The following is a 9,922-nucleotide window of genomic DNA, read 5'->3' as shown; positions in this document are numbered from 1 at the left end:
ATGACACTCTTTCCCTACACGACGCTCTTCCGATCTCCCACGCATGCCTGGGTAGCGCAGCGTGGGAGCGGGCTTGCCCCGCGATGAGGCCGGCACTGACAACCTACTCAGACCGGGGTCAGCGGGATATCCGACGCACTACCCTTGCCTTCGCGTCGCTCGCCCATCCAGTCATTGACCTTTTGCCCAAACTCCGCCGGCGCCTTACGCCCAAAGCGCCGCGCCAGGTCAAGAATGGTCTGCTGGGCCAGCGCCTCCTCCATGCGCTTTTGCGCACCAAGCATCACTGCATGGATCGCACAGGTGCCCTCGGTCGCCCAGCCTGGCGCCGAACCCTCGAACACCGCGCAGCGCTCGCGAATCTCCCGACAGTCGAAGATCTTCTTTGGCCCGTCGATGGCGTTGACGATATCCAGCACGGTGATCTCATCTGACGGTCGCGCCAGACGAAAGCCACCGCGCACACCTTCGGTCGCCACCACCAGGCCGGCGCGTGCGAGCTTGGTAAAGACCTTGGCCAGGTACTCCTGGGGCACACCCTGCAACTCAGCCAGATCGCGAACGCTGGATTCACGGCTGTCACCGCGCTCGTCCACCAGGAACAGCAGGCAATGGATGCCGTATTCAACGCCTGCACTGTAAAGCGACATAGCAATCTCCGACCAGATTTGTCGCAAATAGTACGCCGATACTGAGCTGCAAGCAAAGCTTGCCTGCGCCACCGGTCGCCTGCCCGCCCAATAAATATTCAGCTAAAACCCAACCCTCATGGACCCTCGAAAGGATTTCCCAGCAGCCGCATCAGGCCCTGCTGTAAAAAACCACTTGTCGAATTTAACTACGACCAATACAGTCGCAGTTATTCGGCAAGCACACACATCGCGGTCGAAGCCCCCTTCACCTACACCTGAACCTCGCGGAGCATCTGTATGAAATCCAACATCCTGATCATTGGTGCCGGCTTTGCCGGAGTCTGGAGCGCCCTGAGTGCCGCCCGTCTGTTCGACCAGGCCAAGCGTGGCGACTTGAGCATCAGCGTGCTCGCGCCTCAGGCCGAACTGCGCATCCGCCCGCGTTTCTACGAGCCCGACGTCCAGGCGATGAAAGCGCCGCTGGCGGCCCTGTTCGACGTAGTGGGGGTCAACTTCATCCAGGGCAACGCCGAGCGCATCGACGCCAGCCAACGTCTGGTCGGCTATCGTGATGGTCACGGCGAACAGCGCGAAATCCGCTACGACCGCCTGATCCTGGCGGCCGGCAGCCAAGTGGCGCGCCCTGCGGTGGCGGGCCTGGCCGAACACACCTTCGATGTCGACCAGATGGAGTCGGCGGTGCGCCTTGAGCAGCACCTGACCGGCCTGGCTGCCCTGCCCGCCTCGCCCGCACGCAATACCGTGGTGGTCTGCGGGGGTGGCTTCACCGGTATCGAGACCGCAACCGAAATACCGGCGCGGCTGCGTGCCATCCTCGGCAACGATGCCAAGCTGCGGGTGATCGTGGTCGATCGTGGTGCCAAGGTCGGTGCGGCGTTGGGCGCAGGTATCACCCCAGCGATCGTCGCCGCATGCGAGCAAGCCGGTGTCCAATGGTTGCCTGGCAGCTCGGTGGTAGCGGTCGACGCCGGCGGCGTGACCCTGGACAACGGCGAGTACATCGCCAGCAAGACGGTGATCTGGACTGTAGGCGTCAAGGCCAGCCCGTTGACTGCCCAAGTGAGCGGCGAGCGCGACAGCTTTGGCCGCCTGCGCGTCGACGACCACCTCAAGGTGATCGGCCAGCAGCACATCTACGCGACCGGTGATGTGGCCTGGGCTGCGGTGGATGAGCTGGGCAACCATGCCCTGATGACCTGCCAGCATGCCATCCCGATGGGCCGCCACTCAGGCAACAACGCCGCGGCCGATCTGTTGGCAGTGGCGCCTGTGATCTATCGCCAGCCCAAGTACGTGACCTGCCTGGACCTGGGCGGCTGGGGCGCGGCCTTCAGCGAAGGCTGGGAACGTGAACTGAAGCTGCAAGGGCAGGAAGGCAAAGACCTCAAGCGCCAGATCAACTCGGTATGGATCTACCCGCCAGCGGCTGATCGCGCCACTGCCCTGGCGGCGGCAGACCCCGCGATTGCCATTGTCTAAGCGCACTCAAGACAACAAGCCCGTCAGATCATGACGGGCTTGTTTATACGTGTCGTTACATTGAATGACTGGTCAATAATGATGGCACTATGGCATCATTTAAAGAAAAAACGATTCATGAAAGGTGAGGATCAACCACACATCTCGCAGCGCATCGAGAGCCAGGCACCCTACCGGTGAGCCGGCTCTGCCCCATGCTCTTGACGCCTGCACGCCAACGTCAAGGAGCATTCCATGTTACGGAATATGAAGATCGGCAATCGAGCAGCCAGCGTATTTACGCTGTTGGCGGCCCTGGTCCTGAGCATGGGCCTTCTCTCGCTGTACGAAACCCGCCAGATGGACGAGGCTACCGACGAGATCCGCGTCACCTGGATGCCTGCCGTCATCGCCTTGAGCGATATCAGCACCAACCTTGGCCGCGCCCGCGCGGTCACCCTGCGCGCCGCACTGGATGATGACGCCAACGAACGCCAGCGCAGCCTGGCCCTGCTCGACGGGATCAACGAGCAGTTGCAAGGCAGCCTGAAGGAGTACGAAGACACCATTATCGCTGCCGATGACCGCGCCCTGTTCGACACCTTCAATACCGCCCATCAGCACTACATCGACCAGCAAATGCAGGTACTGCAAGCGCTGTCTGCCGGTGACCTCAGCCAAGCCAAGGCGCAGATCAGTGGCCCGCTGACGCAACACGCCGATGCGATGATGAAGGCCATGAATGCGCTGATCGCTTACAACGGCAAAGGCGCCGAGACTGCATCGCAGCGCAGCAGTGATGTGGCCGATGAAGCCTTCACGGTCATCATCGTCTCGCTGCTGATCATCGTCATCGCCCTGGCAGCCATTGCCACCCTGCTCACCCGCAGCATCGTCGTGCCGTTGGCCGCGGCCGTGGCAGTCGCCGAACGGGTGGCCACCGGTGACCTGACCCAGGATATTCAACTGCGCGGACGCGACGAGCCGGCGCTGTTGCTCGGCGCCCTGAGCCGGATGCAAGACAGTCTGCGCGACACTCTGCGCAAGATTTCCGCCTCTTCCGACCAACTGGCCTCGGCCTCCGAAGAGCTGCACACCGTCACCGAAGACACCAGCCGCGGCCTGCATCAGCAGAGCGCCGAGATCGACCAGGCGGCCACCGCCGTCAACCAGATGACGGCGGCGGTCGAGGAAGTGGCCAACAACGCGGTGAGCACCGCCGACGCCTCCAAAGGCGCTGACCAGACCACCCGTGACGGCCGCGACCAGGTTAATCAGGCGCTCAGTTCGATTCAGCTGCTGGTCGACGATGTCAGTGGCACCTCCGAGGAAATCGAACTGCTGGCCAACAACGCCAACGAGATCAGCCGGGTGCTGGATGTAATCGGCTCGATTGCCGGGCAGACCAACCTGCTGGCGCTCAACGCGGCGATCGAAGCGGCGCGTGCCGGTGAGGCCGGTCGTGGTTTTGCCGTGGTCGCCGACGAGGTGCGCGCGCTGGCCCATCGCACTCAACAGTCCACCGCCGAGATCGAGCAGATGATCGCCGGCATCCAGAACGGCACCGAGCGGGCGGTCCACGCCATGCACAACAGCCGCGGCCGGGCCAACGGCACGCTTGAGGTGGCGCAGTCGGCTGGCCAGGCGTTGGAAGTGATTGCCGAGGCGATCGCCTCGATCAACCAGCGCAATCTGGTGATTGCCAGTGCCTCGGAAGAGCAGGCGCAGGTGGCTCGGGAGGTCGATCGCAATCTGGTGAACATCCGTGACCTGGCCATGCAGACCTCTGCCGGGGCCAACCAGACCAGCGCCGCAGCACAGGATTTGTCGCGCCTGGCAGTGGACTTGAACGGCATGGTGGCACAGTTCAAGGTCTGAAAGGGCTGGCGGCGAATCATGGTGCGCAGGTCTTCGACCCGCACCTGATCAATATCCGGTCATTTCCAGATACCCCTTGCCCTGCGTACCCCCACTTACCCGTACTGGCCCTTCCCAGTACGGGAAGCGGGTGGTCATCCAAGCCTTGCTGTGCAACGCCTCCACCTGCACATCCACCCCTTGAACCGGTAAGCGTATGCGCCATCGGGTCGGCAAGCGCTTGCCATTGTCCTGCAGGGTGAATGCCAACGGTTGGAGCTCAATCTGCTCGCCCAACAAGGGCTGCGCCTCGCCTTGGGCGCTGATCCAGGTCCCGGCTCGATAGGGTTGGCCCTGCGCTTCGCGGACCTGGAACAGCATCAGCTTGGCGCCGCTGGCCAGGTGCAGCGAGAACCAGTCCCAGCCCGACTGCCCGGGCGCCAGCGGCTGGCTGCTCCACTCCCGATCCAGCCACGCCTGGCCAGTGACGACGACCCGTTGCCCCTCGCGCTCAACCTCACCCGTGACCCGGTAAAAGGGCTGGCTGTAGTAATAGGAGGCCTGGCCCTTGCCCGATTTCTCGCTGTAGCCTTTCACTCCATGCAGCACCAACGGCCCGCCGCTGACCAGTTTCAGTTGGTAGCGAAAGCCCTGGCCGCTGGCGCGCATATCGAGCTGGCCGATGCCGTCGGTGCCCTGCAACGACCAATCATCGATCCAGGCGCGAAACGGCTGCGCCTGCACGCCAGCCTGCCCAACGCCGCCACGCGCCAAGGTCTCGCTGACCTGATGGCTGCCGGGGCCGGTCAACGCGGCGTGGCCCATCCACAGGTTGGGGCTGTTCCAGGTGGCGGTTTCCGGGCCAGGGCGCAGTGCCGAGCGAAACAGCGTCCACTGCGCCCCCCAATCGCGGCCCTGGGCATCTTGCAGGTTGGCCGTGATGTACCACCATTCGATGCGAAAGCCGTCGTGGGCGCCATGGTCGCGCGGGAAGACCAGCTCTGGGTTGGGCGTCACTGGTCGATAGGCGCCCACCTGTTGGCCCAGGCCAGCAAAACTCTTGGGCTCCGGCGCAGACGGCTCGCAGCCGCCGAGCAGCAAGCTGCCGAGCAACAACCAGGCGCCTGCGCTTGCTCGGCTGTTTTCCCCCTGCCTGATCGCCAGTCGGCGATCTGTAGTCAACGCCCTAGCCTTCATTGGCAAACTGCCTCAACAGGTCACTCGGCTGGCGACGGGCGAGCTGCCATAGCGGCCAGGCACTGGCCAGGAAACTGGTCAGTACACCTAACATGGCAAGCTGCAGCAACTGCCCTGGGAACACATGCAACGGTAGCCGCCAGCCAAATGCCTGCACATTGACCACCGCCACCAGGCACCAGGCAAGCAGCAGCCCCAGGGGCATTGCCAGCAGCACGGTCACGCTGCTGAGCAGCAAGGTCTGCCCCAGCGACAGCCAGACCAGCCGCCCGCGCGACACGCCCAATGCCCACAGCGGTGCCAACTGGCTCAGGCGGGTCTGGCCCAGCGTCAACAGGCTGATGAACAACGCCACGCCTGCGACACCCAGCGTCAGGCTATTGAGCGCGGCGGTGGCGGCAAAGGTGCGGGTGAAGATCTCAGTCGACCACGCTTTCAAGCTGGCCTGCTCGACCACCCGACTATCGTCCAGGGCGAAACGCTGTTGCAACGCGTACTTGAGCGGCGTGAGCTGCTCTGGCGTTACATTCACGCCAAGGCTGCCAAGCGTCGTCTGCGGCCAGTGCTTGCGTAACGCATCGGCGTTGATCAACACATGTCCCTTGGGATTGCCATAGTCAGCGTAGATGCCTACTACCGTCAGGGTCTGACCGGGCAATGGCAAGCGATCGCCCAGCCCCAGCCCCAGGCGCCGCGCCAGTTGCTCGCTCAGCATCACCGCCGCGCCCTGCGCCAGCTGCTCCCAGGCCTGTGGGCTTTGCGCCAACAATGGCCAGTGCGTGCGGTAGTAGCCATGATCGATGATCCCTTGAACCTGGGCCGGCCATTGCCTCAGCCGCCACTCCAGGCGCCAACTGGGCAACACCGCGCTGACCGCTGGCTGCTGCGCCAGCCAGGCGCTGATCTGCAGCGCTTGCGCGGTGTCGCGGGGGGTCAGGTAGAGGTCCGCCGAGAGCCGCTGATCCAGCCAGCCGGTGAAGGTTCGGCGAAAGCCTTCGGTCATGCTGCCCACACCTACGCTGGCAGCCAGGGCCAGCAACAACGCCATCAATGCCAAGCTCAATGCCGGCAGTTGCTGGCGGCTGTCAGCGATGAACCACTGCGGCAATGGGCGTCGGCAGACCCGCGCCAAGGCGCCGAGCGCCGCTTCCAGCAGGGCCGGTAACAACAGCGCGGCGGCCAGCAGTAATGCGGCCAGTAGCGCGAAGGCGCTGGGCAGGCTGTTGCCCCATTGCCAGCAGCCCAACCCAAGCACACCCAAAAGCCCCGCAACAATAGCCTGTCGCCGCAACCCTGCTCGTTGCGCCAGGCGCCAGGCCTGGGGTTGCGCCAAGGCCAACAGCGGCAAGCGAGCGGCGCGCAGCACACTGCCAACCCCCGCCAGTAGCGCCCCCAGCACGCTTACTGCAACACCTGCCAACCACCACTGCGGCGACAGGTTCAGCTGTCCGGCCACCTGCGCGCCATACAAGCCGCACACGCTGGCAGCAAAGTCAGGCAGCAGCAGCCCGGCCAGCAGGTAGCCACTGACCACCCCAGCCAGCCCGCCAAGCACTGCGAACCCGCCCAGCTCCAAAGCCAACCCGGTCAACACGGTGCGCAGGCTGATGCCACACGCCCGCAGGGTACGGATCAGACTCCGGCGCTGCTCCAGGGCCAAGCCGATAGCGGCATGGGCGATGAACAGTCCGACAACGAATGCCAGCAGGCCAAGGGCGGTGAGGTTGAGGTGGAAGCTGTCGGTAAGACGCTGCAGGTCGCCATCGTCGCTGGCCGCTTGCAGCGTCACCTGATCAGCGATTGCAGGGGGTAAAGGCGCCGGGGCAGTGCTTAACAGCAAGCGTGAGAGCTGTCCTGACGCTTGCAGCAGCGTTTGAGCGTGGCCAATGTCGACGATCACCACGCCCGGGGCCAGCTCCGGCTTAAGGACGAATGGCGGTAACTGCCGGCCATCGCGGGTCTGCGCTTGCTGCCCAGCTCGCATACCCAGTTGGCGTAGGGTATCGGGGCTCACCCAGGCTTGCCCTGGTTGATCGATGAACGCCGCGAGGTCGAACGCCTCGGCCTGGACGCCGGCAACCACCGTCGCAGCAGGCAAGCTCAACGGTTCGATCCCGATCAGGCGAACGCTAAGGGGCATGTCGGCCGCCAGGCGCAAGCGCCCTTCCAGCACTGGCGTAGCCTGCCAACCTAACTGCCTCAGTTGCAGGTAGAGGGACTGTTCAAGACGCTCGCCCCTACGTGGCACCAGCTGTGCCTGCGCAGGCCCGGCCAACACGGCGCTGGCACGGGCATAATCGGCGCGTGCCTGGCTATTGAGCGCCTGCACGCCGGTCCACAGCGCCGTGGCCAGCCATAGCCCGGTGAAGATGCTGAAACACTGCAACCAATGCCGCCGCCAATGGCTGAGCAGTGCCTGCAGGGCAATCGCCAAGCTGCCCATTATCCTTGGCCGACCTGTACCCGGCCGGCGTGAAGCACACAGCGCTGTTGCAGCTGTTCGGCCAGGCGCTGGCTATGGGTCACCATCAGCAAACTGCTGCCCGCCTCGCTGACCAGTTGCAACATCAACTGCAGCACTTGGTCACTGCTGGCCTCATCCAGGCTGCCGGTGGGTTCGTCGGCTAACACCAGCGCCGGGCGTGCCGCCAGTGCCCGGCCGATCGCGACCCGCTGCTGCTGGCCACCTGACAGCTGTTCCGGATAGCGTTGCAGCACTTCAAGCAGCCCCAGGCGCTGGGCCAGATACCCCGCCCAAGCGCCATCATGGCGCCCGGCCAGGCGCGCCTGGAAGGCAAGATTGGCGGCCACATCCAGGCTGCTGATCAGGTTGTATTGTTGAAACACCAGCCCGATCCCCTCACGCCGCCAACGGGCCATGGCCGCCTCGGAGCGCCCCGCGAGCGGTTCACCGTCAATCAGGATCTGGCCGCTGTCAGCTCGATCAAGGCCGGCGACCAGATGCAGCAAGGTACTTTTGCCACTGCCCGACTCGCCCATCAGGGCCAGACTGCTGCCATGTGCCAGGCGCAAATCGACGCCCTGGAGCACCGCCAACTCGCCTTGGGCAGTGATGAACGACTTGCGTAGCTGCGCGACGACCAGCATCTATGGCAATTCCTTTGGCAAGGCAGCAGTTTGATCCTGCGCCACCATCATGTACTCGCCTGATTCGGCGCCGCTAGGACAAATGGCGGCAGTTCACCTAAGCACGCTCACGAGCCATGCTTCAACCAATAGGCATAGCAGCCGTGTCCGGGTTTGCACACTCAGGCTGGCCAATGCCAGGACAGCGTTGCATTCGGTAGCACTGGCCGAAGACAAATACAGCTAGACTTAGTACACGACAACCGTCTTCCGCCTTCTGCCAAGGGGAAAGGGCATGATCCGTAGCGCAGCACACCATTGCTCATCGTGGTCACTGCCCATCCTGCTGTGCCTTAGCGTGGCGCTCAGCGCAGGCTGCTCCAGCAAGCACGCCAGCCCGCGCCATGCAACTGCACAGGTAGGCTCAAACTGCTTCGCCACGGCAGTGCCCAGCAGCGGTGAAGGTGGCCTTGCCTTCGGCGACACGTTGAGCATGGCACGGAAAAAATCCATGGACAGCTGCATCCGCTATGCCGGTCGCTCAGGCGGCGAGCCACGGACTTGCCAGGTGGTCATGGCCAAGTGCAAATGATCAAGGTTTGAAGAGGGGCGGCGGCTACGTACGAGCCTGCTAGACCGGGCTAGGAGGTCAGTTGCCCGGTTGGCTGGAGGGCCACCCGCACGCAGCTACCATTGAACGAACCAGGGTTGAGATAACTGTAGAGCGCTACGCGGCAAGCAGAGTGCTTATAGACACGAGGTAGCGGCCGGAAGGCTGAGAGAGAATGTTGCGTTGCCCAAGCAGGGGCAATCAGGAAAGTCCGATTCATCCATTGAGCGGCGTCAGCAACGTGGAAAACTGAAAGTAAAGGCAGTCCCGCCACGCCAAGAAGACTGCACCGTCACCTCGCCCTGATGAGCCCTGGCTATCTGCCGAACGATGAACAGGCCAAGCCCGACACTGCGCTGGGCCAGGTTGCAACTGTGCCCACGGATCATGGGTTCGAACAGATCATCGAGGCATTCCTGCTCAATGGGCGTGCCCTGGTTGTGCACGACGATACTGGCCCTATCGACACCGACCTGCGAAGTGACCGTCACCGGTGCTTGCGAGTTGCCATAAGCCAAGGCATTGGAAACCAGATTGCCGATCAACTGACAGAATCGATCAGGATCAAATGCCACCCGCCCCTGGCCCATGCACATGTGCAGCAGATTGGCGTGGGGATATGCCAACCTCAATTCATCCACGCAGTGCGCCACAGCCAGTTGCAAGTCCGCTACTACGGGCTGGATCACAATGCCCCGGCCAGCTCGAACCTGCCGATAATCCAGCAAATCGGCCACCAGCCGCTCAGCGCGCTCGGCCGAGCGAGTGATGTGCTCGAGTAATTGGCCAGTGCGCGCGTCCTGCGGCCGACGCGCCAGAATCTCGCTAGCCATCTTGATCGCCAACAAGGGATTGCGCAGATCATGCGCGACGATGCCCAACGTCTGTTCGGCCAGCAGGGTGCGCTGCGCAGCATCGGGGTCCTGTCCGGTGCGCTCGCGGGGCCGGAATCCAGCATCGATGAGGCAGGGCACTTGGCGTGAATTGACCATGAGCAGCTCCGCGACCAACAGTGGCCAGTGGGTACATTGCTAGGTTGAGCGCGATAAGCAAGCGGGTC

The 9,922-nt window shown here is 63.5% G+C and carries 8 protein-coding genes; 3 read left to right on the top strand and 5 right to left on the bottom strand.

Going from position 1 to position 9,922, the window contains the following annotated elements; translation table 11 throughout:
• Positions 1 to 107 precede the first annotated feature (107 nt).
• The gene (locus tag OIU19_RS17320) at positions 108 to 650 is read right to left on the bottom strand and encodes an Rrf2 family transcriptional regulator (protein WP_264236049.1); all 543 of its coding nucleotides are present in this window, start codon (positions 648 to 650) and stop codon (positions 108 to 110) included.
• 279 nt (positions 651 to 929) lie between these two features.
• On the opposite strand from OIU19_RS17320, the gene OIU19_RS17315 reads away from it, so the two are divergent.
• Together OIU19_RS17315 and OIU19_RS17310 are read left to right on the top strand one after the other, a co-directional pair.
• A complete protein-coding gene (locus tag OIU19_RS17315) occupies positions 930 to 2,132 on the top strand; it encodes an NAD(P)/FAD-dependent oxidoreductase (protein WP_264236047.1) in 1,203 nt (400 codons plus the stop codon).
• Positions 2,133 to 2,366: 234 nt separating this feature from the next.
• Positions 2,367 to 3,989, top strand: a complete 1,623-nt coding sequence (locus OIU19_RS17310) for a methyl-accepting chemotaxis protein (protein ID WP_264236045.1) — start codon at positions 2,367 to 2,369, stop codon at positions 3,987 to 3,989.
• Between the two features lie 48 nt (positions 3,990 to 4,037).
• Here the strand turns inward: OIU19_RS17310 and OIU19_RS17305 are convergent, their stop codons facing one another.
• Genes OIU19_RS17305 through OIU19_RS17295 form a run of 3 tightly spaced genes read right to left on the bottom strand, consistent with a single transcriptional unit; the run spans position 4,038 to position 8,273 of the window.
• The gene (locus tag OIU19_RS17305) at positions 4,038 to 5,126 is read right to left on the bottom strand and encodes a lipocalin-like domain-containing protein (protein WP_372353328.1); all 1,089 of its coding nucleotides are present in this window, start codon (positions 5,124 to 5,126) and stop codon (positions 4,038 to 4,040) included.
• Between the two features lie 28 nt (positions 5,127 to 5,154).
• Positions 5,155 to 7,608, bottom strand: a complete 2,454-nt coding sequence (locus tag OIU19_RS17300) for an ABC transporter permease (protein WP_264236044.1) — start codon at positions 7,606 to 7,608, stop codon at positions 5,155 to 5,157.
• A complete protein-coding gene (locus tag OIU19_RS17295) occupies positions 7,608 to 8,273 on the bottom strand; it encodes an ABC transporter ATP-binding protein (RefSeq protein WP_264236040.1) in 666 nt (221 codons plus the stop codon). The genes OIU19_RS17300 and OIU19_RS17295 overlap by 1 nt, the downstream gene beginning before the upstream one ends.
• Before the next feature lie 274 nt (positions 8,274 to 8,547).
• Here OIU19_RS17295 and OIU19_RS17290 point away from each other — a divergent pair, with 274 nt between their 5' ends.
• Positions 8,548 to 8,844 carry a hypothetical protein gene (locus OIU19_RS17290; protein ID WP_264236039.1) on the top strand — a complete coding sequence of 99 codons (297 nt, stop codon included), beginning with the start codon at positions 8,548 to 8,550 and terminating at the stop codon, positions 8,842 to 8,844.
• A gap of 251 nt (positions 8,845 to 9,095) precedes the next feature.
• Here the strand turns inward: OIU19_RS17290 and OIU19_RS17285 are convergent, their stop codons facing one another.
• A complete protein-coding gene (locus OIU19_RS17285; RefSeq protein ID WP_264236038.1) occupies positions 9,096 to 9,854 on the bottom strand; it encodes a sensor histidine kinase KdpD in 759 nt (252 codons plus the stop codon).
• Between the last annotated feature and the right edge of the window lie 68 nt (positions 9,855 to 9,922).

The sequence above is a fragment of the Pseudomonas sp. BT-42-2 genome, from assembly GCF_025847435.2.
GTDB lineage: Bacteria > Pseudomonadota > Gammaproteobacteria > Pseudomonadales > Pseudomonadaceae > Aquipseudomonas > Aquipseudomonas urmiensis.
This window is presented reverse-complemented; position numbering and strand designations above follow the sequence as displayed.

What these genes read in the sequence shown, in the direction of transcription:
- OIU19_RS17300 (WP_264236044.1), bottom strand. Translation starts at nt 7,608, where the DNA reads ATGGGCAGCTTGGCGATTGCCCTGCAGGCACTGCTCAGCCATTGGCGG.
- OIU19_RS17295 (WP_264236040.1), bottom strand. Translation starts at nt 8,273, where the DNA reads ATGCTGGTCGTCGCGCAGCTACGCAAGTCGTTCATCACTGCCCAAGGC.
- OIU19_RS17310 (WP_264236045.1), top strand. Translation starts at nt 2,367, where the DNA reads ATGTTACGGAATATGAAGATCGGCAATCGAGCAGCCAGCGTATTTACG.
- OIU19_RS17290 (WP_264236039.1), top strand. Translation starts at nt 8,548, where the DNA reads ATGATCCGTAGCGCAGCACACCATTGCTCATCGTGGTCACTGCCCATC.
- OIU19_RS17320 (WP_264236049.1), bottom strand. Translation starts at nt 650, where the DNA reads ATGTCGCTTTACAGTGCAGGCGTTGAATACGGCATCCATTGCCTGCTG.
- OIU19_RS17285 (WP_264236038.1), bottom strand. Translation starts at nt 9,854, where the DNA reads ATGGTCAATTCACGCCAAGTGCCCTGCCTCATCGATGCTGGATTCCGG.
- OIU19_RS17315 (WP_264236047.1), top strand. Translation starts at nt 930, where the DNA reads ATGAAATCCAACATCCTGATCATTGGTGCCGGCTTTGCCGGAGTCTGG.